At 54.1% G+C, this 23,397-nt stretch carries 31 protein-coding genes; 14 read left to right on the top strand and 17 right to left on the bottom strand.

Annotation, left to right across the window (positions count from 1 at the left end; translation table 11 throughout):
- Positions 1-49: 49 nt before the first annotated feature.
- Genes EPA93_RS16810 through EPA93_RS16795 form a run of 5 tightly spaced genes read right to left on the bottom strand, consistent with a single transcriptional unit; the run spans position 50 to position 1,284 of the window.
- Complete coding sequence (locus EPA93_RS16810) at positions 50-340, bottom strand: hypothetical protein (RefSeq protein ID WP_129888616.1); 291 nt, start codon at positions 338-340, stop codon at positions 50-52.
- A 16-nt stretch (positions 341-356) separates the two neighbouring features.
- A complete protein-coding gene (locus EPA93_RS50990; protein WP_422877880.1) occupies positions 357-476 on the bottom strand; it encodes a transposase in 120 nt (39 codons plus the stop codon).
- Positions 469-813, bottom strand: coding sequence for a hypothetical protein (locus EPA93_RS48465; protein WP_165423191.1), 345 nt, complete (start codon positions 811-813; stop codon positions 469-471). Before EPA93_RS48465 ends, EPA93_RS50990 begins: the two co-directional genes overlap by 8 nt.
- The gene (locus EPA93_RS16800; RefSeq protein ID WP_129888614.1) at positions 810-1,019 is read right to left on the bottom strand and encodes an IS110 family transposase; all 210 of its coding nucleotides are present in this window, start codon (positions 1,017-1,019) and stop codon (positions 810-812) included. The genes EPA93_RS48465 and EPA93_RS16800 overlap by 4 nt, the downstream gene beginning before the upstream one ends.
- 25 nt (positions 1,020-1,044) lie before the next feature.
- Positions 1,045-1,284 (bottom strand): IS110 family transposase, encoded by a 240-nt coding sequence (locus EPA93_RS16795; protein WP_129888613.1) that lies wholly within the window; start codon positions 1,282-1,284, stop codon positions 1,045-1,047.
- Between the two features lie 295 nt (positions 1,285-1,579).
- Between EPA93_RS16795 and EPA93_RS48460 the strand changes: the two genes are divergently transcribed.
- The gene (locus EPA93_RS48460) at positions 1,580-1,744 is read left to right on the top strand and encodes a hypothetical protein (RefSeq protein WP_165423190.1); all 165 of its coding nucleotides are present in this window, start codon (positions 1,580-1,582) and stop codon (positions 1,742-1,744) included.
- A gap of 500 nt (positions 1,745-2,244) precedes the next feature.
- Here EPA93_RS48460 and EPA93_RS16790 read toward each other — a convergent pair whose 3' ends face one another.
- The 8 genes from EPA93_RS16790 to EPA93_RS16755 all read right to left on the bottom strand — a co-directional run bounded on the left by EPA93_RS16790 (position 2,245) and on the right by EPA93_RS16755 (position 7,914).
- The gene (locus EPA93_RS16790; protein ID WP_129888612.1) at positions 2,245-3,042 is read right to left on the bottom strand and encodes an ATP-binding cassette domain-containing protein; all 798 of its coding nucleotides are present in this window, start codon (positions 3,040-3,042) and stop codon (positions 2,245-2,247) included.
- Positions 2,940-3,482, bottom strand: coding sequence for a hypothetical protein (locus EPA93_RS16785; protein WP_129888611.1), 543 nt, complete (start codon positions 3,480-3,482; stop codon positions 2,940-2,942). Before EPA93_RS16785 ends, EPA93_RS16790 begins: the two co-directional genes overlap by 103 nt.
- A gap of 20 nt (positions 3,483-3,502) precedes the next feature.
- Entirely contained in the window at positions 3,503-3,853 is a 351-nt protein-coding gene (locus tag EPA93_RS16780) for a hypothetical protein (RefSeq protein WP_129888610.1), read from the bottom strand.
- A complete protein-coding gene (locus EPA93_RS16775; protein WP_129888609.1) occupies positions 3,850-4,473 on the bottom strand; it encodes a TlpA family protein disulfide reductase in 624 nt (207 codons plus the stop codon). Before EPA93_RS16775 ends, EPA93_RS16780 begins: the two co-directional genes overlap by 4 nt.
- Positions 4,474-4,480: 7 nt before the next feature.
- A complete protein-coding gene (locus EPA93_RS16770; protein ID WP_165423189.1) occupies positions 4,481-5,017 on the bottom strand; it encodes a MauE/DoxX family redox-associated membrane protein in 537 nt (178 codons plus the stop codon).
- Positions 5,007-6,083 (bottom strand): SDH family Clp fold serine proteinase, encoded by a 1,077-nt coding sequence (locus EPA93_RS16765; protein ID WP_165423188.1) that lies wholly within the window; start codon positions 6,081-6,083, stop codon positions 5,007-5,009. The genes EPA93_RS16770 and EPA93_RS16765 overlap by 11 nt, the downstream gene beginning before the upstream one ends.
- 161 nt (positions 6,084-6,244) lie before the next feature.
- A complete protein-coding gene (locus tag EPA93_RS16760; protein WP_129888606.1) occupies positions 6,245-7,264 on the bottom strand; it encodes an MvdC/MvdD family ATP grasp protein in 1,020 nt (339 codons plus the stop codon).
- Positions 7,265-7,653: 389 nt separating this feature from the next.
- Complete coding sequence (locus EPA93_RS16755; protein ID WP_129888605.1) at positions 7,654-7,914, bottom strand: hypothetical protein; 261 nt, start codon at positions 7,912-7,914, stop codon at positions 7,654-7,656.
- Between the two features lie 215 nt (positions 7,915-8,129).
- On the opposite strand from EPA93_RS16755, the gene fxsT reads away from it, so the two are divergent.
- From fxsT to EPA93_RS16695, 12 genes are all read left to right on the top strand, one after another.
- The gene (gene fxsT / locus EPA93_RS16750) at positions 8,130-10,637 is read left to right on the top strand and encodes an FxSxx-COOH system tetratricopeptide repeat protein (RefSeq protein ID WP_129888604.1); all 2,508 of its coding nucleotides are present in this window, start codon (positions 8,130-8,132) and stop codon (positions 10,635-10,637) included.
- Positions 10,638-10,948: 311 nt separating this feature from the next.
- Positions 10,949-11,134 (top strand): site-specific integrase, encoded by a 186-nt coding sequence (locus tag EPA93_RS50985; protein WP_129894558.1) that lies wholly within the window; start codon positions 10,949-10,951, stop codon positions 11,132-11,134.
- Entirely contained in the window at positions 11,071-11,406 is a 336-nt protein-coding gene (locus EPA93_RS16740) for a site-specific integrase (RefSeq protein ID WP_129888603.1), read from the top strand. The genes EPA93_RS50985 and EPA93_RS16740 overlap by 64 nt, the downstream gene beginning before the upstream one ends.
- Complete coding sequence (locus EPA93_RS48455) at positions 11,288-11,683, top strand: hypothetical protein (RefSeq protein ID WP_165423187.1); 396 nt, start codon at positions 11,288-11,290, stop codon at positions 11,681-11,683. The genes EPA93_RS16740 and EPA93_RS48455 overlap by 119 nt, the downstream gene beginning before the upstream one ends.
- A 12-nt stretch (positions 11,684-11,695) precedes the next feature.
- Positions 11,696-11,917 carry a hypothetical protein gene (locus EPA93_RS16730; RefSeq protein ID WP_129888601.1) on the top strand — a complete coding sequence of 74 codons (222 nt, stop codon included), beginning with the start codon at positions 11,696-11,698 and terminating at the stop codon, positions 11,915-11,917.
- Positions 11,914-12,225 carry a hypothetical protein gene (locus EPA93_RS16725; protein WP_129888600.1) on the top strand — a complete coding sequence of 104 codons (312 nt, stop codon included), beginning with the start codon at positions 11,914-11,916 and terminating at the stop codon, positions 12,223-12,225. The genes EPA93_RS16730 and EPA93_RS16725 overlap by 4 nt, the downstream gene beginning before the upstream one ends.
- A 162-nt stretch (positions 12,226-12,387) precedes the next feature.
- Entirely contained in the window at positions 12,388-14,154 is a 1,767-nt protein-coding gene (locus tag EPA93_RS16720) for an ISL3 family transposase (protein ID WP_165422819.1), read from the top strand.
- 475 nt (positions 14,155-14,629) lie between these two features.
- On the top strand, positions 14,630-14,953 hold the full coding sequence (locus EPA93_RS49120) for a hypothetical protein (protein ID WP_207229573.1): 324 nt from the start codon (positions 14,630-14,632) through the stop codon (positions 14,951-14,953).
- Positions 14,954-14,956: 3 nt separating this feature from the next.
- Positions 14,957-15,463 carry a hypothetical protein gene (locus EPA93_RS16710; RefSeq protein ID WP_129888599.1) on the top strand — a complete coding sequence of 169 codons (507 nt, stop codon included), beginning with the start codon at positions 14,957-14,959 and terminating at the stop codon, positions 15,461-15,463.
- Positions 15,427-15,681, top strand: a complete 255-nt coding sequence (locus EPA93_RS16705; RefSeq protein WP_129888598.1) for a hypothetical protein — start codon at positions 15,427-15,429, stop codon at positions 15,679-15,681. The genes EPA93_RS16710 and EPA93_RS16705 overlap by 37 nt, the downstream gene beginning before the upstream one ends.
- 187 nt (positions 15,682-15,868) lie before the next feature.
- On the top strand, positions 15,869-16,141 hold the full coding sequence (locus tag EPA93_RS16700; protein WP_129888597.1) for a hypothetical protein: 273 nt from the start codon (positions 15,869-15,871) through the stop codon (positions 16,139-16,141).
- 631 nt (positions 16,142-16,772) lie between these two features.
- A complete protein-coding gene (locus EPA93_RS16695; protein ID WP_129888596.1) occupies positions 16,773-18,371 on the top strand; it encodes an alpha-amylase family glycosyl hydrolase in 1,599 nt (532 codons plus the stop codon).
- A gap of 56 nt (positions 18,372-18,427) precedes the next feature.
- Here the strand turns inward: EPA93_RS16695 and EPA93_RS16690 are convergent, their stop codons facing one another.
- The 4 genes from EPA93_RS16690 to EPA93_RS16675 all read right to left on the bottom strand — a co-directional run bounded on the left by EPA93_RS16690 (position 18,428) and on the right by EPA93_RS16675 (position 22,812).
- Positions 18,428-19,378, bottom strand: coding sequence for an ester cyclase (locus EPA93_RS16690; protein ID WP_129888595.1), 951 nt, complete (start codon positions 19,376-19,378; stop codon positions 18,428-18,430).
- 327 nt (positions 19,379-19,705) lie between these two features.
- Positions 19,706-20,224: an Lrp/AsnC family transcriptional regulator gene (locus EPA93_RS16685; RefSeq protein ID WP_129888594.1), complete on the bottom strand. Its 519-nt coding sequence runs from the start codon at positions 20,222-20,224 to the stop codon at positions 19,706-19,708.
- Between the two features lie 248 nt (positions 20,225-20,472).
- Positions 20,473-21,450, bottom strand: coding sequence for a 2-hydroxyacid dehydrogenase (locus EPA93_RS16680; protein ID WP_129888593.1), 978 nt, complete (start codon positions 21,448-21,450; stop codon positions 20,473-20,475).
- Positions 21,451-21,528: 78 nt separating this feature from the next.
- Complete coding sequence (locus EPA93_RS16675) at positions 21,529-22,812, bottom strand: MFS transporter (RefSeq protein WP_165423186.1); 1,284 nt, start codon at positions 22,810-22,812, stop codon at positions 21,529-21,531.
- A 335-nt stretch (positions 22,813-23,147) separates the two neighbouring features.
- On the opposite strand from EPA93_RS16675, the gene EPA93_RS50410 reads away from it, so the two are divergent.
- Positions 23,148-23,273 carry a hypothetical protein gene (locus EPA93_RS50410; protein ID WP_277988906.1) on the top strand — a complete coding sequence of 42 codons (126 nt, stop codon included), beginning with the start codon at positions 23,148-23,150 and terminating at the stop codon, positions 23,271-23,273.
- Positions 23,274-23,397 lie beyond the last annotated feature (124 nt).

Genomic DNA, 23,397 nt, shown 5'->3' with positions numbered 1-23,397 from the left:
ACTCTGTGGAAGTGATTTTCACTCAACTTGCTGTACCTGGTTGTCATCGTCAGGCTGCTGGCTGCGGTTGTCTGCTCACCTGATAGCCCAACTGCTCCAGACGGTGAATCAGCCGATGCTCGACTTGGTCAAGATTTGTTTGGTGGAAAAATGCTTCTCCTTTCTCGCGGTACGGCTCACCCGTTTTCATCATCTGAGAGTAAATCACGAGAATATTGTGCCCCACTGCTAAAGCCGCCCGTTTACTCCCCCGTCGTTTTTTTAGGCGACGATAGCGTTCCCCTAGATAGGTTTTTGATCGACGCGCCCCATGAGCTGCTTGGACCAACGTGGCTCTCACATAGCGGTTTCCATGCTTAGCTTTTCCGCTGAGTCGTTTGCCTGCGCTTTCCTGTCTTTCCAGGACAAACTCCTGCCCAAGAACTGAGGTGTTCGGCATCTGGAAAGCGCTCAAGGTTGGTTCCCACCTCAGCCATCAGCACATGGATTCCTTCTCGACTCACTCCCGTGAGTCTTTTCACATCGCTCGATTTGCTCCTCGAAAGGAGCTAAACGTCGTTCAATCTCCTGTTCCAGATGGCTCATCGACCGATCTTGGGCGTCAATCAGACTGAGGAGTTCTCGTAACAGAAAGCGGTGATGCTCTCGCCAATCTGCTGTCAAAGCAGCGATCAACTGTTCTGGGCTCGCGCGGACATTGAGTGCTCCCTTGCTTGCCAATTGGGCTGGATCGCTTTCTCCAGCGCCGAGAGCTTCGAGAATGCTTCGTCCTGATTTCCCCAGAATGTCGCTGAGTACCACTGCTAGCTTCATGCCTGCCTCTTCAAGGACGGATGTCGGACTCGATTGATCAGGCGTCCACGTTCTTGAACCAAACTGACTCGCAACCGGGTGAGATCACGCAGCTCCTGCTGGTGCTGGCTAGGAACGAAGCTGGCAGTTAAGAGGCCGTGTTGCAATACATCCGCGATCCATTCGGCATCCTGTACATCGGTTTTCCTGCCTGGAACAGCTTTCATGTGCTGCGCGTTAGTCACCACTAGCTCAAAGAAGCCGATCCTGTCGCCGATACACCTGCATCCAATAGACTCCTGTGCTTTCCATGCCAACGTGAGTACCCTTCACCTGTACCAGCCATTCTCGCAAGGCCAGCAGATCGGACGTCTCATCCCGGAAACTACGGATCTCTTTGCGGAGCTCGCCTGCCTCCACACTGCTGAGACAAACCACGAGAAAACGCTGATGCACATCAATGCCTGCACAGCGCTCGTACATGACTTGCATTTGCATCTCTCCTTTCTGCGGCAACCCGAAGGTGGGTGTCTGATGGGTTCAGTATCTTCTTCGTGCTCTCACATCCATGAGAGATGGAATGAGGCGAGAGGGAGTGGTTCGTCCAGACACCTGGGTACAGTTTCAAAAGCACGCTCAAAGGCGGTATACTGTTGGTCGTCTTCTCTTCTTCGAGGTTGGCCACCTGACAGTATACCCTTTTTCATCGGGAGTGGTGCGCTCGAAGAGCGCATGACGTTTCGCATTATCCAAAACGCAGCGAGCGAATCGACAGGATGTTCTTGATGTGCAACTGTTGATTCGTCAAGGATATGTCGATGTGACGGGACTGGATCGTTTGTGCCAGGATGTCCTGAACAAAATTGGCAGCCCCCCTTATGATCGGCTTTTTCCGAACCTTTCACAGCAGCAGTTTTCGCAGCATTATCAGGCCGTTCGTTGGCTTCTGTAACGGCAAGATCTGTTCTTCTGTCATTCCCCTCCTTTAGAAAACCTCCACGACAAGGTAGAATAGTGATACGTTAGAACTTGAGATCACGTGTGAGACAGACACTTTTTGGAAAAAGAGGCTTAATTGTATGCGACCACGGACGAGAGAGCTTGCAACAGAAGTCCAGCAGTCATTGTTGGCATTGTCCGACGAAAATTTAGGAGAAACGATCACCTCCTGGCTCCTTTTTCTGCTGGACCGGGTTGAGCGACTCGAAACACTTGAAGACGTTTGTCAAAGCCTTGGGTGCTCTGTCCATTCCCCTGCGACAGGACAGGAATATGCATCGCTTGCTGACCTTGACCGAGCTGAGCCAACCGTCGGAGATGTGGTGTTCTGGGTCTTTCCTATAAGGCACCGACATTTGAAGAAGAGCAGATTCACAAGCGAGGAGGAAGATCACCAAAAAGGCCCTGTTCTTCTCGCTGTATCAGTGAGCGGATATGCTCGACAAATGTGCGCTACGGTTCTAGCCCCGCCAATTTGGCCTCCAGTTCCGCAACTCTTGCCTCTTGTTTCAGCGTCTCGTAGCCACTCGGCAAGTTGGTAATCACTGCATTGGCCCCGCTCTTGCCCGCGGCCCGCTCCACCAGATCCAGATTGTCAATCTCCTCCACCTTGCCCACGCCAATGTTTTCACGCGCAGTCAGGAAATAGGTCACATAGTCCTGAAAAATGACGCCGACGACGTGGCGCAGTTCCTCAATTGAATAGTCGCGCATATCGCGTCCACCAATGAGGATCTGACCCTCGTCGGGATCGTAGAGCCGCGTCAGCAGCTTCACCAGCGTCGTTTTGCCCGCTCCGTTGCGTCCGACCAGCGCGATGGCCTCGCCCGCCTTGATCGTAAAGCTCACGTGGTGCAGAGCCGTCTCAGTCTCAGGATCTTTGTCGGGATAGGTAAAGCTCACATCGCGAAACTCAATCGAGAGGCCGGGCACCACGGGATCGCGCTCGATAGAGCGCGGATCGGCCGGCGAGAGGATGCGCGGCTGATACTCCAGAAACTCGTAGAGGGTGTCCACATACAGATTATTCTCGTAGATCCCGGAGATATCGGCCAGCATCCCCTGGAAGCTCGACCCGACCTGCATCACCGCCTGCGCGTACATGTTCAGACTACCAATTGTGATGGCTCTGCTGATGGCCTGGAGCGCTATGTAGATGGAGATGGCTGCATTGGCCAGGGTAGAGAGGCCGCCCCAGCCAAAACCGACCAGGGAACGCGGCACCACAATTTGCCTGTCCTGTTGATACAACTCCTCGGCCACCTCGTCATACTGGTGGAGAAAAAGGGTCCCAGGTTGAACAGCTTGATTTCCTTATTGTAGGTGTCGGTCGTCATCAGGCGAACCAGGTAGTGCAGGCGGCGCCGTTGGGGAGACTGCCGGCACATTTTCTGATAGCTATGCCAGCCATAGCGCGAACTGGAGAGGAACGAGGGAATGGGCATGAGCAGCGCGCTCATCGCCAGCCACCAGGCCAGGCTCAGCAAGAGTGCGAGCCTGGAGAAGAGCGTCATGACGGTTTTGAGGACATCAAACACCTGTGAGATCATCTGCATGGGTTTATAGATCGATTCATCGCTGGCGTTGCGCAGCTCATCATAGAAATCGGCGTTCTCGAAGAAGGTCAGGTCGAGCGTCTCGACTTTGTGCAGAATCATGGACTGCACGCGATTGCCAAGGCGCTCCTGCAACAGTTACTGGACCATCGTGCTCAGGGTGCTGAGCAGGCTCTGCCCAGGCCCACCACCAGTTGCGCCACCACAAAGAACCAGACCGGACCCAACGGATGCGAGGGGCTGAAGGCAACAACAATCACGCTATCGACCACACCGCGCGTTATCCAGACACTCACGGCGGCCACAACGCCGCTGATGAGACTGACCAGCACCATCGTGCTGGTCATCCAACGGCTGCTCGACCAGATCAAGCCCATCACCCTGGGCAGGTCGGTCAACGCCTGGAAGATGTGTCTCACCGCAAAGTGCTCATCGTCGCGGTCTCTGCGAGGTTTCCCAGCCGGCGCGGGGCGTTTCCGTTGCTTGACATGGAGACACTCCTTCATCTATACCTGTGTAAGAAAGGGCTGAGAGCCGTTGGACCTTCCCATTCACGTTGAAGCCTGGACCATTCTTCTTCCGTTCCCACCAGGCCACGGGCTTGCACGATCCCCTGGGCATCGATCAGGCAAAAGTAGGGGATCATGCCCCGCGGATTATATGCCCACATGAAGCCCGAACGATACTGGGGGTCCAGCAGGATCGGGAAGTCCACCTCGACCTTGTCCTCTTCGCGGATGCTCTCGACCCAGGCGTAGGTCTCCGCTGCACTCACATCGCTCACCAGCACGAAATCGACCCCTGAGCGTTCTTTGGCCAGCGGTCTCAGCTTCGTGAGCAGTGGGAGCTTCAGGCGACAACTCCCACACCGCGGCGACACGAAAAGGAACAGCACCGAGTGTCCAGTATAGGTTGCCAGCCGCACCAGCTCGCCAGTGAGTGTTCTCGCTCTGAATGCGGGAGCGGGTGTGTCAACTGCAAGTTCAGGGGCTGCTTCGCGCGTTGCAGCTTGCTCTTGCTCATGGATGACGGCTCGTCGCCAGCGCACCAGGCGCAGGGTCAAGAGCAGATTCACGAGCACGACTGCCCATACTAGTAGCAAGCTGATGTTCCAGATACTTTCCATATGCTCCTCACATATTCAAAGGAAACGGTCGGCGCAGTGTTTCAACCACATCGGCCAGGTTCGTGACCAGGATGACTAGGCCCAGGGCCATCAGCCCGAGGAGGAGGAGAGTGCTTCCCGCTACAGGCTCTCCGGCGTCGAGGCTGGTCCAGCAGCCCACCAGACTCCCCACCATGAGGAGCAGATTGCGAGCCACGTCATAGGGAGAGACACGCCGCTCGGTCACGCCGAAACAGTTACAGCTCACCTGCATGCTCCGCCGCAGGACCAGCCCAAGCGCGACGGAGAAGAGCCCAAGCAGTCCAGCAGAGAGCACAAAACCAGGCAAGAGCAGGGCATTGCCCAGCCCGAGCATGAGGAGGAGAGCGCATTCAGCCAGCAGAAATACCCAGGCGAGGTTTCTGGAGAGAGCCTCTGGGAGCAGGCGGAAATCAACGACTGCTTCTCGAAAAGCTGCAAGATCGCGGAGCTTGCCCAACACGGCCCAGGCAAACGTGAGCCCGATGGTGAGGCGGCAAAAGAGGAGCACACTACTAGAGACCATCACCATCTCCTTTCCCCTCCATGTCCCAGTGCACTTCTAACGTCCTTTCCGTGGATTCGCCCTCTCGCACTGTTTTGTGCCTCGCAGCAGGCACATCCACCCACCGCGGGAGCAGGCGGGCCGAAAACGAGGAACTCGCGATCACTCCGGTGGTCTCTCCCTCCAGGTGGGTTGGGGAGTCGCACGGAGAAGGACGGCTCGCCTGGAGCACCTCCCAGAGCAGGGCCTCCTCCTGCTGCGAGGCAAAGCGCACGCGCAATCCCAGTGACCGCGCCTCGTGACGCGAAATAACGTAATCGTGAGCAAAGTAGCCGCCTGCCAGGCGGTCAACGATGTGCTGGCGGATGCTTGTGTCAACATCGGGTAACTGATAGGCCAGCAGTTCGTTGGCAATCTGCCGCGTGAGTTGATCGGAGCGGTAAAAGGCGCTGAGCGAGGTGGGGAAAATCCGTTGCGCGACCAGGGCCAGGATCTGAAGCCGGTCTTCCTCGCGGACCACCCCGAACCACTGCTCGGCCATTTCTCTGAAGGCGCGAACATCCTGCGCCGAAATCAGGGTCGGCGCATCTGGTGGAGGAAAACCCGCTGCACCAATGTGGGCATCAATCGGGCCCAGAGCAGACATGGGCCCCAGGACCAATTCATCCGCGCTCAGACACAGCAAGGTCCCGGCTGACAACGCATGGTAGGGCACAAGAATTGTCAGGTGGTGGGCATATTCGCGCAGCAAGCGCGCCACTTGGTGCGCCGTCGTGATGGTTCCCCCATTGGTGGCAAGGACGACATCCAGCCGCTCCTGTTTGCCCAGTGTGCGCAGGCACTCATACAGGACGCGCACGCACATCTTCTCCAGCGGAGCAACGTAGAGGATCAGCGGGTTGCCGCGGCATTCCTCCAGCGCTCTCAGTGGTGGCAGCGTCATCGATTCCATTACATCTCTCTCTCTCTTGAGCGTTCCTATTCTATGCATCCCAGGCAGGTCCTCCCAGGACGTGCAAGAGCCCAGGGCTGGGAGGGTGAGGGCAAACAAAGGACAGTGCGCGGAGACGTGGGCATGGTTTCCCATCCCAGCCCCTGCTGTGGCTGCCTGGTTGCCAGAGAGCAGCGAATCCGGCGCAGCGTTTTTCCGGCGTTTTGCGCAAGCCCTGCGCTGATCAGCTTCCCTCGGCGCGTTCCCGTCTCCCTGTTTCACGGCCATCACTGGAAACGCAGCGCATGTTTCCCTCCCTAATTGGCCCCACGAATCAGACAGGACGCTAACGCCTCCGTCATCCGCAGTTCCGGCACCATTTTCTCGATGAAAATGAACTGACCGTTGGGGTTGCTCTCGAGAAAGACATAGCGTCCATCGGGCGTCAGAATGAGATCGAGGGCACTGAAGTTGAGGCCATAACTTTTCACCAACGTCAGGCACCGGTCCGCAATGTCCTGGGGCAGCGTCGCTTTGCGATAGGGAATATCCAATGTGTAGTTGCGCCAGTCAAGGCGTGCCTGCTCGTGTTCCTGCGAATGAATTTCCGCGGCAAAGATGTCGTCACCGATCACGGTCACGCGCAGTTCCAGGCGTTTGGGGATGTACTCCTGAAAGAGGCAAGGCACCAGGCGAACCGAGTCGAGCCGTGCCAGTTCCGAGGCAGTGATCAGCGTGGTCGTGGTGATGAACGGCTGCTCCGAGAGCCCCTCGGGGTGCGTCTGGGCAAGCTTTGGCGCTCCCAGGAACGGATCGGTCATGACTTTGAACACGATCTGTCCACCGCACTGCTCATAAAACGTGCGAACCGCTTCGGGATCACTGGTGAGCAACGTGCGGGGAACCTCAAGTCCCAACCGAGCAGCACGCTGTAACTGATTTCCTTTCCACGTTGCCACGCGAATGGCGTCAGGACGGCTGATCCAGTAGCAGTCGAGCGAAGCCCAGACGCTACGCAGCGCGTGGTCAAGTTCATCGTTGGCAAACGCTCGCTCCTGCTCCGAGAGGTCGAGGGGGAGGCCGAACCTCTGCGGCCTGCGCCACCAGACGGAGCGGACCTGCTCGAGGTCGATGACGCGCCCGTTGGTGTGGATGGCGATGGAGCCTTTCCAGACCGAGCTCTTGTCGCTAAAGGTGAGCGAGAGGGTCGTAGACAAGGGGATATCGTTGGTATTGAGTCGGACCACCTCGTGCCCGCGTTCTTGCAACAGCAAGATCACGTCATCAGTATGAAGGTCGTCCATATTGGTCACAATGACAATCTGATTTCTACCCATAGCTTTCCTTACGATCGTTGACGGGTCCTCCACACAAAACGGCCCTTTTGCTCCCTCGATGAGCGATGCTCTCACCAGAGAGCAGGCGTGCTCTGACCATCATCATCTGATCAGGAGATGGCACCATCATGGTGCGGAAAATATGTCTTCGCGCCCTATCAAGTGGTGATGCTCAAAGCAGCCGTTGCGTGAGCGTGTCAGAGGAGGCGTGTCGTGCCCAGCGGGCCACCATCCTCTCGCGGCAGGAGAGACACGAGCGCGCTTGCGGAGACGGGAGCTGGTGCGCGTTGCGCTCGAGAGAGGCTGCGAAGAGCGAAAGACCTCTCTCCAATGGCTCTCATCCCTCCCGCTGAGAGTCCCTCTCTCCCCGCACAGCGACACGCATCTTCTCAGTTGGAACCATCGCAAATATATCCTTGTGGGACACATTCATTTCCAGATGTGAAGCAGTCTAAGCCGCGACCCTTTGTATCGCAGAAAGGCTGGCCTCCGATGAGTGTTGAGCAGTAATAACGTTGTATTCCTGCTTGTGTATAGGTTCCTGCCTGCCAGACCATGATTTGCTTCTGAGGGTCGTACCCACCACTTATCGGCTCTGTCGAAGACTCAGCGGGACGAGCCAATTGAAAAGCGAAAAGTTTGCTAGACATGTGCATACCTCCTTATAGTTGTGGTTTTCTTGGCGACTTGCTCTGCAGAAAGATAATCGATGCAGGCCTCCTCCCTGGCCTTTCGACGTGCGGGGAATGTGATGTCTCTTCGATCATCTCCGTATAGAAGTATAGAGTACGCTATGTTGCGATTGCAGCTGCATTTTGAAGCAGAAAAGACGTATTCTGAAAGAATCACGGAAGGAGACCCATCGATGAACTTGACCAATGACGACACTTCCTTTGGGACGCTTGTGAAAACCTTTCGTCATCGTCGGCGTTGCACCCAACAGCACCTGGCTGATGCCCTTGGGGTGCATCGTAGTACCGTGTTCCGCTGGGAACAGGGAACCTATCTCCCAGAAAACAAAGCCCAGATCCTGGAACTGGCACGCTGCCTCACGCTCGATGATCAGGAGACGCGTCGCCTGCTGGAAGCCAGCCTTACGGCTCTTGCCCCTTACTGGTCGGTCCCCTTGCTACGCAATCGCTACTTCACTGGGCGTGAGGAGATCCTGGAGGCGTTGCACACCCAGCTTGGCATCGATTACCCCGTGGCGCTCACGCAATCCTTGGCCCTGCATGGGCTTGGGGGTGTGGGCAAGACGCAGATCGCCCTGGAGTATGCGTATCGGCATGCGCTGGAATACAGCGCCGTCTTCTGGATTGAAGACGAGCACGTGGTCGCCAGTCTGCTGCGTATCGCTGAGACGCTCCAGTTGCCAGAGCAAAACGAGAAGGATCAACAACAGGTCATCCTCGCAATTCAGCGCTGGCTCTCGATACACAGTCAGTGGTTGCTGATCTGGGATAACGTAGAAGATCTGACGATCTTGCGGCGCCTTTTGCCTTCCATGCGATCAGGAGCTCTCCTTCTCACCACACGTCGCCAGGTATCGGGGACACTCGCTCGAAGTCTGAATCTCTGTCCAATGGGACAAGAAGAAGGACTCCTGTTTCTCTTGCGCCGGGCCAAGCTGGTCTCACCAGAGGCGACAGGCGAGCAGGTTCGTCAGCTTGCCATCCAGGCTCCTCTTCAGTACACAGCGGCTTGGGAACTGGTGACGGTCCTGGGAGGATTGCCCCTTGCGCTCGACCAGGCAGGAGCGTACCTGGAGGAAACACACTGTAGGGTGCCAGCCTATCTCGAACTCTTCCGAACCCGGCGGGACGTGCTCCTCCAGCGAAGAGGTGAGGGACTCCACGATCATCCCGCCTCGGTTTCTACGACTTTCACCCTGGCAATCATGGATGCCGCCGAGCGTCATCCGGCTGTGAAGGATCTTTTGCAGGTCTGTGCATTCCTGCAACCCGATGGCATCCCTGAAGAACTCTTTCGCCAGGGAGGGAACCATCTGGGAGCACAGCTTCAGGCCGTCTGTCGCGATCCGCTGGAGTGGGATCGCGTCATTGGCCTTGTCTGTTCGTATTCGCTGTTGTCCCGGCAGCACGAGGAGCAGACGCTCTCCATTCACCGTCTGGTGCAAGTGGTGCTGAAAGACATGCTGCCAGAAACAGTCCAGCATACCTGGAAAATACGCGTGCTCTGTGCCATAAGCCAGGTCTTTCCCTCTGATGATAAGAGAGATGCTGATTATTGGCGGCAGTGTGAACGTCTCCTATCCCATGCTCTGCACTGCCTCGCATGGAGCGAGGCAGAGGTACAGCGGGGCATCGCCTTGACGACCCATGTGGCGACCTATTTTTCAGAACGCTCCCGCTACGTAGAGGCAGAGGGTCTCTATCTGCGGGCAGTGTACCTGGGAGAGCGAACGCTGGGAACTGAGCACCCGCAGGTCGGCGAAGTCCTCTCCGGGTTGGCAATCCTCTATAGGAATTGGGGGAAGTACGCGGAGGCAGAGGCCATCTATCAAAGAGTTTTGAGTATCCAGGAACAGACCCTGGGAGCTGACCATCCCCAGATGGCGACAGTGCTCCATAACCTGGGGGAAAGCTACCGAGAACAAGGCAGATATGCAGAGGCGGAGCCGCTTTTCTTGCGTGCCTTACATATCTGGGAGCAAGGTTTGGGGCCTGAGCACCGCCTGGTGGCAACAGCGCTCACCGGTCTGGCTCTGCTTTCTCAGGAACAGAGCCGGGACGCAGAAGCAGAAACGCTCTTTCAACGTGCACTTACTATTCAAGAGCAGCATGTCGGCCTGCAGCATCCAGATACCGCGCAAACGCTGCATGGCCTGGCTGTTTTCCGGCAACAGCAGGGAAATCTAGGCGAAGCATGCTCCCTTGTCGAACGCGCGCTCGCGATCCGTTCTCGTTCCCTGGGAGATACGCACCCCCAAACCATCGCCACGCGCGCACTCCACGCTCAGCTGGTAGAAGTGCAAACTGACGCTGAAGAAGACCAGTGTTCTCAAGAACGGGTAGCACAGGATGGCAACCAGTTCAGAAAAGCAGAAGAGGGAAGAAGGGTATCCCTCTCCACGCAAGCAGTTCCCTTCTCCGATATGGGGAAAGCTTCGTTTGCAGCATTTCTGGCGGCCTGCTGTGAATTACATCCCTACGCCTGGTGCCGTTCTTCCGATCTCTGGCAAGCCTATGAGCGCTGGGTGGAAAAGCGTCAGGACTCCTATCCACTCTCCCGGGTGGCTTTTACTCAGCAGTTGAAAGCAGCTGGCTGTCAGACTGACCGGACGAATCGTGCGCGGATTTGGCGGGGGATTACCCTGGTGGACCAGGAAATTGTGACGGGTAGTGACGGGTAGTGACACATTCATTGGGAGAAAGAGAATCCCGCCAATCTTTTCCCTGGCTATCGCAGCTAATGGCTCATTAGCTGCGATACCTTGCCTTTTTTAGTCCAAAACGCTAGACTATCCCCGCACAACATGGGCCATTCCAACGGCCCCGGAATCCGCATTAGGTGCGATAACAAATGGAGAGAGCTGACTTTTTGAAAACGCCGATCCTCGCCAGCGCGTTTGCACAATTTCTTGACAGTGCGCGGCACGCAGAAAGTTATACCGAGGACCTGGTACCCCTGCTTGCGCAGTATGGCTAGGCGGATGTTTCTGCGCTGACCACCGAGATCATCCAGACGTACCTCGCTCGCCAAGAGTCGCTGGCTCCAACAACGTACAACCGACGGCTCGCAGCCCTGCGCAGTTTTCTAAAGTTTTTATGCGCATGGGGTGGCAAATGGCTGACCTTCTTGTTAGCGTCAAGCGCAAACCGGAGCACATACGAGAAACACGTGCCTTAGACGCAGGGCGCGTGGAGTTGGTGCTGCGTCAGATCTCCGACCCGCGTGATCGTGCGCTCTTCTGGCTCATCTATGATGGCGGCCTGCGCTTCCTGGCAGCGCAGGCAATTGATATCGAGGATATTTCCTGGCCGGATCGCTCGATTGCCATTCATGGCAAAGGTGATCGCCCGCGCGAGAAAAACATCTCGCGCTGTCAGCACACTGCTAGACAAATATCTGATCACGCGCGGCAACCCAACCACTGGGCCGCTCTTCGTCACCCAGCGTAAGGCTCGTCTTCCCCGGCGTGCCGATTTGACGCCTGACGACTATGCCCGCCTCTCGTGCCGCCAGGCTGACACCCTCTGGAAGCAGTATATGCCTGGGTGGGATCTCCACCAACTTCGCCATACGGCCATCAGCGTGCGGATTGCTCATGATTATACCGAAGTCGATCTGAAACGCTTTAGTGGGCATACCTCCTTACGCAGCCTGGAACGCTACATTGCCGATAATCGTGAAGCGGCCAAACGCAAAGCGCGCGCCTGGGAACGTCGTCAGGGTTAGAAAGGAATCATCGTGCCACGAATCGACGAGATCGCCTATCGGCAGCGGAAGCGCACACAGACGGAGCGTGAGCTGTCTACGCCGACCCTTGATGAGCGTTTCCTGGCCCAACACGTCATAGGCAAACCGGCGCTGGTCGCCTTTTTGGTGTTGCTCAACGCCTTCCAACGCCTCAGATCTCAAAAAGGAGACATTCTGACCCCCTGCTGTTCTCCTGAGGAGGAAGATGTATGACCAGGCCAGATGTCACCACAGCACCAAAACGACTGCATATTCTCGATGATGGGGAAATTGAGGCTCTCTATGGCAGACCGTGCTTGAACGGAGACGAGCGCACGAACATGTTATTTTTGGCAGGCAACATCAGGCCCACCCGGCTGCAAGAAAAGGGGTCAACTTCGGGGAAGCCGTTTCGCCGTGGCAGTCCTCAAAGAGGACCACGAAGACTCATCACAGATGGTGTACCTAGCAACTCGATCCGCTCCTCGCTCGGTCAGAGAAAGAACTGGTCCTTTTCGGCAGGCGAAGTGGTCCCATTTTGACAGTGCCACCACTGGATTATTCGCTACCAAAAATACGGGTGGTGGGTGCATCTAGGCTCATCCTCACATTAAATGAGCTTGGTTACTTGAACCGCTGTAAAGTTTTCTGATAGACTCTCATCGATGGTTGTGTGTTGTTACGTTGCAAGGAGAACATCATCGATGAGCCAGACAGACCCCACTTCGCCCTTTTTACCTCTGCCAGAAGGGGTGAGCATCACCTCTGTTGAGGAAGACGCAACCAGTGTCTTGGTTCACATTGCTTGCCATCACCCATGCGCGCTCTGTCCAGGCTGTAGCTGTTCATCTGATCGGATACACGGAGCCTATGTCAGGACCGTGGCGGATCTGCCAGCTGGGGGTCGGCGCGTCATTTTGAAGCTGAGAGTGCGCCGCTTTGTCTGTCCCACATCCACTTGCTCACACAGCATATTTACGGAGCGCCTCGATTCTCTGGTGCATTCCTATGCTCGCATGACCAATCGGCTTTCAGAGACCCTCCAGACACTTGGATTTGCCACCTGCGGAGAACTGGGAGAGCGTCTTGCACCCAAACTGGGGATGCAGGTTTCTGGACCAACATTGTTGCGCAGGATGCGAGCACGCATCTACACCCCACCTACGTCTGTGCCCATTGTTGGGATCGACGATTGGGCGTGGAAGAAAGGTATGACCTATGGCACGCTGGTCGTAGACCTCCAAAGTCGTCGCCCGATTGAACTCTTAGAAGATCGCAGCGCCCAAACAGCGGAAACCTGGCTGAGATCGCATCCAGAGATTACATTGGTCAGCCGTGATCGAGGGGGAGATTATGCGGCAGCAGCCAAACGTGGTGCTCCACAAGCCGAGCAGGTGGCCGACAAATTCCATTTGCTGAAAAACCTTCGAGAGAGGATCAAGGAGGTAATGGACCGGAGACACTCCTGTTTACCCCACGAGGCTTCAACCAGGGCTGATGCGATCCCTGCTCGCGCACGAGGGATCAAAGGATCACCCACCAAGGAGTCAGTTCCCCCATCTGTCGAGGTGGCAGATGAAAAACACTATCGAACGATCCCGCCGACCCCCTATTGGCGACCCCCGCCAGACAATTCTCGACAATTACACCGGCAGGCACGACGGGAGAGGCGCTATGGCTTGTATGAAGAAGTACGAAGGCTGAACACGCTTGGGATTGGCGTTCGTGCCATCGCTCGACAGTTGAAGGTGTGCCGCGAGGTCGTTCGTCGTTTTCTCAAAGCTGAAGAGTATCCTGAAATGGCCTCACACCGAAGAGGACCACGGGGCAGCATGCTGGATCAGTACAAGCCCTACATCCGGGAGCGTTGGGAACAGGGCTGTAGAAACAGTGTTCAGCTTTACGATGAGATCAAAGCTCGTGGCTATACCGGGTCAACATCTCTGCTCAGAAATTTTCTTGCCAGTGTTCGCAAGCAATACAAGGCAGCGAGAGCAGTGGAAGTAGTACATCAGGCTTTAACCCCTCCCATCGAAACTTCGGCTTCGCCTCCTCCCCAACCCCTGGTGAAACGTCGAATGTCTCCCACGCGGGCTTCCTGGCTTCTTGTCAGTCGATCAGAAAAACTGGATGAACAGCAACGCAAGTACGTTGAGCAAATCCGAGAAGGTCATCCCGATCTGGAAACAGCCTACCAATTAGGGCAACAATTTGTCATGATGCTGGCCGAGCATCGAGACAGGGATCTGGATGCATGGCTTCAGACCGCTGAACAAAGCATCCTTCCCGAATTCCGCAAGATGGCGAGGGGAATTCGTCTCGATTATGCAGCCGTCCGTGCCGCATTTTCGAGCATCTGGAGTAATGGTCAGGTCGAGGCGCAGGTCAATTGCCTCAAACTTCAGAAGCGGATCGTCTTCGGACGAGCAAACTTCGATCTCCTGCGGCTGCGCGTCCTCTGCCGGGTTTAGCCCTCGGCGTTCCGTTTCTACACACCCTCCCTCGTTGTACTCCCTCAAGAGAGTTCTTTTCTCACAATCAACCAAGCTCATTTAATGTGAGGATGAGCCCATCTATGACTGTCGAAAACAGCAGGAGCTTCACGACCTCTCGCCGATGAATGCATCGCTGCCAGTCTCCCCAAAGGACCGGATGAGGAACCGATGGAGGAGAAAATTCCTCTGGTGCAGGTGAGGACTCACTTGAGACCGAGAAATGTGAAGGAGGAGGCCAATAGAGGGGTCTCTTCGTTTTTCCCCTTCCAAAATTACTCTAAGGGGATAGAAACAAAGAGGAGACTGCTGGTTTGGCATCTGTGGATGAGAAGGGGGAAGCTGCAATCACCGTTTTCTGGTGGCTCTGAAAGAAGAGAGAAGCAGGCCATTTTCCTGGCGGATCTCGAAAGTCATGACACTCATCACTCCTCGGAGGAATTCTGATGTTTTTTTGCATCGCAGAACCACCCCACCACGACCAGTCGATATTGCAGCCCTATTCCCGGAATTGGCACCGCTGGCACGCACCACGACGCGGTTACACCCATGCTCAGGCACACCAACGCCCTATGATAGCTCAGTCGGCGGTCCGTTGCTGTGGCCGATGAATGACCCGTGGCCCTACTGTGAGGAACTACACGATCTAGAGTATGCATCGTGTACTACCCTCGCTGAGGTACGACTGCAACGAGACCTGTTAGTCCACGGGAATCGCTCCGACCCGACCGGTGCCTTCCTCACAGCAGAGGAGGAGGTTCTCCTCGAAGACTTTTAACGAGTGCGGCAAGACTGGACCTATGAGCAAATCGCGATGTTGCCCGTAGCGCAACTCTACGCACGCGATATCCCCGACCTGCAACCGCCTGAGGGCTGCGACCTGCTCCAGGTTCTCTGGTGCCTGTTTGCCCACGGTGACGAATACCTGCCCTGCACGAAACTGGTGTGGCGTTCCTCCCCCACGATCACTGATCTGCTCACTGACTCCCCGCAACCCATTGCTGTGGAGTTCCAGGACTACATCCCGCAACCTTGCATCCTGCATCCAGAACAAGTCGTCGAGTATCCCCAGGGGTTACATCTGTTTGATGAGGATCTGAGCAAACGGCTCATCGAAGGGGGAAGCACGCAAAGATATGGGTCAGAAAGACGTGGGACGGACAGGCATGGGTCGAGATGGATGACCCCAACCGGGGAGGGGCCTACTACCAGTACGAGCTGTCTGTGGCCCCTGGATGGAAGGTCGGTGGCTTGGCGCCACTCTCCTTCCGTGATGTCTGGCCGGTGATCTGCACCACCTGTGGTGCCGATATGGAGCCTCTCCTGACCATCAGTAGCGGCGAAGGGAGCGATAGCTGGATTCCTCTCGAAGATCAGGCCATTTTCGATGATCTCCGGCTGGGTCGCAGTAGTCTCCCAGGGGTCTACATCGGTCGCGGCTACAACATGCAGATCTACCGATGCCACACCTCGGTCGATCATCCGTACCAGACCTGGATGCAATGACCATCTGACATCTCTGTGAGCAAGGGGCGGATCAGGTTATGCCCCAGTGACGAGCCTCCGTCTACGAAACTGGGTGAAGATCAAAACAGAGCAGGGAGCAGGCTCATGGACTCCTGGTGAGCCAGGCCGCTTGGCCTCTGTCCACGCTGGCTCTGGGGAGGTGGCGCAGGAGAGGAGATGGTGGATCATGGGCAAAGCAATCGTGTGGTCTTGTTTGAAACAGGAGGAAGAGCACAGTGCAGACGAGCGCTCTCAAGGACCCAGCGCTGCTTGCGGCAACGCTGGCTTCTGGGCACACGCCCGCCATCTTCAATGGAGGCGTTGTTCCTGCTCTCACGTGAAAGAGCCGATCGTCCTGAACAGGCAGGCAGAAGCGAAGCCCCGTTTCGTCGAATGGAAGCACCAGGCTCGCTTCCCGAGACTGCTGCTCTTGGAGGAAGAAGAGGCTCTGGCAAGCTGAAGTGGTAGCCCACGAGGTCTGCACCAGTGGGAGGAAGAGCCTCTGCGTGCAAGAGGTCATGCCACAATGCACCTCGTGTTGCGGCCTTTTGGGAGGCTCGGGAACGCGCCAGCGAGGGTGGAGTCAAGCGCCATCCCTGCTCGAAGTGCACGCTGGAGCTGACAGCAACGCTGACAGCGACCACCAGAGATCACCTGAGCTCTCAGGAGATGGCAAGAACCAGCTTCGCCCTGGATGTGTGCTTCAAGAGATCAGCAGAGACGAAGTGAGACGTCACGTTAATAAGGATTGCTTCTATCAATTTGATTTGATATGCTGATCAAAGATTAGCAGAAAAAGGGGAAAAAGTGCAAGTGGGAAATTGCCTTTTCTGACTTCTGTGCTATGGTAAGGCTAAGGTGTTGTTTATGGAATGAAAGCTTCGATATTGTCAAATGGCAAGTATTTGCTCTCTGTAAAGGAGCTGTTTTGCCTGAAAGATATGTTATGCTTATGGCAACATGCTGACCCTGACCCCATGCGGCACACTGGGCGAGACTGCCCAATTAGCGAACCTGTGGCAAGCAGGAGCGTAATAACCAAGAGGAAAAACCGTTACAAGAGTAAAGCATTCAAGTGGAGGAATTAATAGATGCAACCACCGTGGTGGCAGAAAGGTGTAATTTATCAGGTATATCCGCGTAGTTTTATGGATAGTAATAACGATGGTATAGGAGATATTCCTGGTATTACTAGCAAGCTGGATTATTTGCAGTGGCTAGGTGTGGATGCTATCTGGCTTTCTCCCATCTATCCATCTCCGATGGCGGATTTTGGCTATGATATTGCTAACTATACAGATATCGATCAAGTCTTTGGCAAGCTTGAGGATCTAGAGCGATTGTTGCAGCAGGCGCATGCGCGTGGGCTAAAGCTTATTTTGGATTTTGTGCCAAATCATACATCTGATGAACATCCCTGGTTTCAACAGTCGCGTGCCAGTCGGACAAATGAGAAGCGCAGCTGGTATATCTGGCATGACCCGGCTCCTGACGGAGGTCCTCCCAATAACTGGACTTCTTTCTTTGGGGGTTCAGCCTGGCAATTTGACGAAAAAACCGAACAATACTACCTGCATATGTTCGATGTGAAGCAGCCAGATTTGAACTGGCGCAATCCTGAAGTGTGCCAGGCTATGTATGATGTCTTGCGCTTCTGGCTTGAGCGCGGTGTAGATGGCTTTCGTGTAGATGTGCTCTGGATGTTGCTGAAAGATGAGCAGCTGCGTGATAATCCGCCCAATCCCAATTGGAAGCCAGGAGAAGCGCACGAATATCGACAACTAGGGCTCTATACTGAAGATCAGCCAGGAATTCATGAAATTGTACGAGAGATGCGACGCACCTTAGATACTTACGGTGAGCGGGTTTTGATTGGTGAGATCTATCTCCCGCCGGAGCGGCTCATGCATTATTATGGTGAGATGCTCGATGAGGCACATCTGCCTTTCAATTTTCAATTTGTGACAATGCCAACCTGGGAGGCGCGCGTTATTCGTCAGATTGTCGATAAGTATGAAGCGATACTGCCGGAAGGAGCCTGGCCCAACTGGGTGCTAGGTAATCATGATCGGCCACGAATTGCTACTCGTGCCGGACGCGAGCAGGCGCGGGTAGCGCAGATGCTTCTCCTGACTTTGCGTGGAACGCCAACGTGCTATTATGGCGATGAAATAGGCATGGAAAACGGTTCGGTGCCTCCAGAAATGATACATGATCCGCGCGGAAAGGGGCATCCTGAACTCAGCCGCGACTACGAACGTACGCCTATGCAGTGGGATAGCGGCCCAAATGCCGGTTTTAGCGCTCCTGGTGTAACTACCTGGTTGCCCGTGGCCAATGATTACCAGAGCTGGAATGTAGCCGTTGAGCGTGATGATGCGCTTTCCTTCCTCTCGCTTACACGTGAGCTATTAATGTTGCGACGTTCATCGCCTGCCCTGACGCTTGGGGCATATCAAGCCATAGACGAAGAGAATGAAAGCTGTTTTGTCTATCTGCGCCAGCATGACGAGCAGCGATATCTGGTAGCCTTAAATTTTTCGGCACAGGAACAGGAGATTCATTTAGCCATACGGGGGCGAGGACACGTAGCGCTCTCAACCTCTATGGATCGCGATGGCGCTATCGATCTGTCCGCGTTACGCCTACGCCCCAACGAGGGACTTTTAATCGAGTACTCAATTATATAAATGAGAAACTTGGCAAGAAGCCCGGCTGTTACCTGTATAGGTGAGCCGGGCATGCTCTACTCTGGCAGGAAGCGCAGCGGAGCCAGCGGCTCAAAGGGAAGAGGCGGGATTACTTCAAGTTGGCGCAAAAGAGGCAATCGAGAGGCATCGATCCAGCGTTCTTTAAGTTTACCGTTTTCTAATCTATAGATGCCAACTGTCATCCACGTAGCTCGTTTGTGTGTGGCGGGCAGGCCGAAGAATTCGCCTTGATGTGTTCCCGTGCCAAGCATATGAAGGACTGCATATTCGCCGGCGGCAAACATATGCTGAGGGGTGATCTCAAGATCTGGAAAAGCTTCGCGAAGTATACTCACCTCTTGCTTGAGGGCATCAGGGCCGGTTGGGAGACCGTCTATCCAACCACCATGGTCGGTATAATCGGAGGCAATAACCTCGTTGAGAGGAGTGAGTTTCCCCGTTTTTAGCGCTGCAATATATTGCAGAAGAGGCTGAAGCTGTTCAGGCTCGGAGGAAGAGGCGAGCGGCTGACCTTGCCCATTCAATAAGGGTAGGGTGCCCGTAGAGGCCTGAGGGATAACCACATGCTTGAGGGGAGGAATTACGCCAAGTTGGATCATCTGGGATAAGTAGTCGAAGGCTAACCAGCGAGCAGTAATGTAGTTGGCGCTGAACTGCCATACCATGGTTGCCGTCCAGGTCAGAAATTTGCCGGTTGCAGGTACGCCGAAGAGCTCTTGAGAGTGAGTTCCCGTTCCAAGAACTCTGATTGCCACCTTGTCGTCTGTGACTGCTATGGCTTCAATATCATCATGCACGTCAGGGAATATGGTTCCAGTAGCGGGAATATGATGGTGCAACTCTAATGGATCAGCAGGTAGCCCAGCGCGAGAACGGTAATCAATAAACTGTGGAGAAAAAAGCTGCCTGGCAGCCGTTTGATCCCGCTTATTGACGATCTCATAAAAGTAGCGCAGGATTGCCTCTTTGTTCTCTGCAATTCCCATAATGTAGATCCCCTTTCTTTGCCTGTCTCAAGATCTTAGAGAAGGCATGTCCAGCAAGCAAGAATACCAATCAGATAAGCAAGGACATCAGCATGTTAACGGTGCCGGTTGTCTGACATTACATCCTCTAAACTCTGGCCGGCGAGCCAAGCACTTTTCTATGGCTCGACAGTAGTGTTTTGTGAAGTCATTACAAATTTTATTGTATTGAAATAATTATAAAACAACTTTTTTTGTAATGTCAAGGAGACAGACTGTGAAATGGCTGGCCTCAGAAGTGCTGGATCAGCGTGGCTGGGCGCTGCAATATATAGATAGTCTTGAGTCTCACATATGCGGGAGTTCAGTTCGGGAAAGCAAATTCTCCTTTCCAGTGCGCTGTACCATCTCTTGCGTAATTGTGCGTCGTTGTAAAGGATTGGAGAAAACGATAGAAGTGGAAGGCAGGCCGTAGAGATTGAGCTGATTTACAATGCTCTCCAGATGATCTACTGAACTAGCAACAGCCTTAATGACCACCATATCACTGCCTGTCACACGATAGCATTCAATGACTTCAGGAATTTCACTTGCCATAGCAGCCACGCGCTGGCAGCTCTGTCCCGTCATGCCTTTCAGGCGGATAAGAGCCATAATTGGCAAGCCAACCCTGGCGAGATTCACCTCAGCATGATACCCAGAAATGATGCCAGCTTCCTCCATACGGCGTATGCGATCTGCCACCGCTGGGGAAGAGAGCCCAACCCGCTGACCCAATTCATGGTAAGAGAGGCGTGCGTTCTCCTGTAGCTCAAATAGTAACCGCCATCCCGTCTCATCCAAAAGCTTTTCAACTTCAAAAGACATTAAGCTTTTCCCTTTCATACTCTAAGTTAGAAACGATAAATACTTTGCTTTTTCTTTATTTTAGCATTAAATAGGCTCACATTTGAAGTAAGCTCTACTGCGGAAAAGAAGAGCTATAAAAGTATAGCGAGTAATGTAAGTTGTTGTTTTTGTATATCCTCAATGGCCGAAGAAGGTGGATTGTGGGGGCCAGAAGTTTCTCAATGGGCGATGCATCCGACCCCGGGCAATAGACCAATTCAGGGCTGCTATGCGATGGGTCCACGTGGATGAATTGGTTGATTGACTGCATATAAAGGAGTTTGCCCTTGCACATAGCGTTCCACATTAGCGGCGAAGGTCCGCGCACGCATCCAGAATGAAGTATCTGTGATACCCCCGATATGCGGTGTAGCCGTCACATTCTCCTGAAAAATTGGGTGCCTGGGGTCGACTGGCTCCTCCCAGAAGACATCCAGACCGGCGCCGGCCAGATGACCGCTGCTGAGCGCCTCCTGTAGAGCTTGAGGATCGACAAGCGTGCCCCGGCCAACATTGATCAGGAAAGCTCCCGGCTTCATTGACGCCAGAGCCTCCTTATTGATGATATGATGTGTCTCGCTGGTAGCAGGAAGGCTAAGGACAACATAATCAGCTTCGGGAAGCACGCTATGAAGGGCATCCATCCCAACAACCCGTTGGAAAGGAATATTTTTGGGTCCACCTTGCTCGGGTCGTTTGCGTAAGCCCAGCAAGTGCATATCAAGAGCAGCCAGGCGGCGGGCGATCGCAGTGCCCAGGCCTCCCATACCAATCAGACAAGCGGTCTTACCCATCAAGGTACTTCCTGCAGGCTCGTAGAGGCGACGCTCGGCCAGCGCAATTTGGGTTTCCTTCCAACGCCGTGTGAGCAGGAGCATATGCAGAAGAGCCATCTCAGCTACTGAATCGGCGTTGCCTGTGGTGGCGGCCGGTAAGCGGGCAACCCAGATGCCTGCCTCGGTTGCTGCTTCCACGTCAACGCTGTCCAGTCCCGCTGCGAACTCATGAATCAAGCCAAAGGAGCCGCGTTCGATAAGGGCACGTGTGATTGGGGCTGCAAAGGGGATAATAATATCAACGCCACGCAGATGCTCGGCGACAGCATCTCGCGTGCAGGTGATGATTTCATGCCCTGGCAAGATCCTGGCCAGATGATCCCAGGATAGATCTGCAGAAAAGCTTTTGCTACAGAAGAGTAACCGCATCTAAGAACCTCCTTTGATAAAAGTATGACACAAGGTCGTCATGTATTACAACTAATACTGTTCTGGCACCATAGCGGCTCAGGTATCAGAAATTGTAAAAGATGTAGAAGTGGCAGTTTCCTTCATATCAGTTGCCCCGTTTCGCCGCAAATTGCGTAAGGTTGGTGAGAGCAGACCGGCTATACCGGCAAGAATGCATGCAAGTCCGGAAATACCTATGATGATGGGGGAGGGAAAGTATCCTAGAAGAAAACCGCCGACAACCGAACCAAGAGGAGCGGATGCAGTGATGATTGCGAGACGAGCGCCAAAAACCTGGCCACGCAGATGAGCCGGAATGAGGCGTTGTAGGATAGACGTTTCGATGGGAGTATAAGGGGCCCAGGCAAAGGCACCTAGAGCGAGAAATAGGCAGGCCGCAGGTAGATTCTGCGTGATGAGCAGTGGGCAGAGAAAAAGGCCCCAGAGTATGGCGATGAACGGTTGCGTAAGGCCAGGACGGAAGCGGGCGGCGATAAAGCTGGTGGGCAATATTCCGAGCAGGGCACCAACACCAAAGCCTGACCAGAGCAAGCCATAACCGCTAGCTCCGGCATGCAGAATTTTATCACTGTAGATAGGTAAAGCAGCTTCCAAAGGTCCATAGGAGAAGAAAAAGACAAGCGATAAAAGCGTGAGAATGAGCACCTCTTTAGTTTGGAAGAGCACGCCAAAGCCAAGCCAGTTCTTTGTAGCAATTTCTGGCACTGTTGGGGATAGACGAGGAACTGATGGCAGTGAAAGGACGAGCAAGCCCATAAGTAAAAAGCTTACAGCATCAACAAATAGAGCCCAGGGACCACCCGTATTAGCGACCATAATGCCTGCGAGCATAGGGCCGATCAGCGTAGAGAACTGAATGCTGCTCGATGAAAGCGCATTTGCGCGTTCAAGTTCTTGCTCTCTAACGAACTGAGGTAAGATAACACGCGCCCCGGCTCCTGTAGCCGGAGAGAGTGATCCGGCGAGCAGCGCCAGGACATAGATATGCCATAGCTGCAGATGATGTAACAAGTAAAGAGTAGGAATAGTGCCGATAAGTAATGCACGGGCAATATTGTCTATCCCCATGACAAAGCGTGGCTGGAGACGATCAAGTAATGTTCCTAGTAGAGGACCTGTGACAATGCCGGGAAGTTGGAAGCAGAGGATAACAAGACCTATTGCTGTACCCGAACCTGTGAGTTGTAGGACGAACCAGAGCAGGGCAATAGTAGTAAACTGGTCTCCCAGATATGAGATAGTGAGTCCTAACCAGAGACGTAAGAAGGCCGGATGGCGGAGTGGGCTTGTTTCAACTGAAGCTTTGATGGCTTTGAACACAAATAACTCCTTCAAGAGATGTTGATGCCAGGTTCTGGTGATATACGGCGTGATAAAAGTAATGTATGCGTAAATGGCCTAAAAAGCATGGAACATTTGAGTATTTGAGCGCCGTATAGCATAGTTATTGTACAATATACTGGACATTAGTTCTAAGCTTCCATGTACTTTTGGACAGGTAATGAATAATCACTTTACTGATATATAACTGAAGTTAATTTTTTGATGATTTTCTCTGCAAGTAGCGCTTTTCGTCTCCTCCTTGATTTGTACTAGCATTGTTAGTGATGCTAAATGCTTTTTGCTTCGGGAAGAAAAGAGAGGAAGCCAGCGGGGTGAACCGTATTGATCGTTTGACCGCTATAGTTTTGCTCCTGCAAGGAGGCAAGCGCACTGTAGGCGAGCTTGCGCGCCGCCCAAAAGGAGAACTGGTTATGCCATCCCTTTGGCAGAATGCATAGAGCTTGATCTATAGACCACATTGGGGACTATCTGCATATCAAGATATGAAAGCTGATGAACGAGTATCAATAGTAGCTTCAGATGTCTGCCGTTCTTCAATGAAGGATATTGCTCTGTTGCTAT

Source organism: Ktedonosporobacter rubrisoli (assembly GCF_004208415.1).
Taxonomy (GTDB): domain Bacteria; phylum Chloroflexota; class Ktedonobacteria; order Ktedonobacterales; family Ktedonobacteraceae; genus Ktedonosporobacter; species Ktedonosporobacter rubrisoli.
This window is presented reverse-complemented; position numbering and strand designations above follow the sequence as displayed.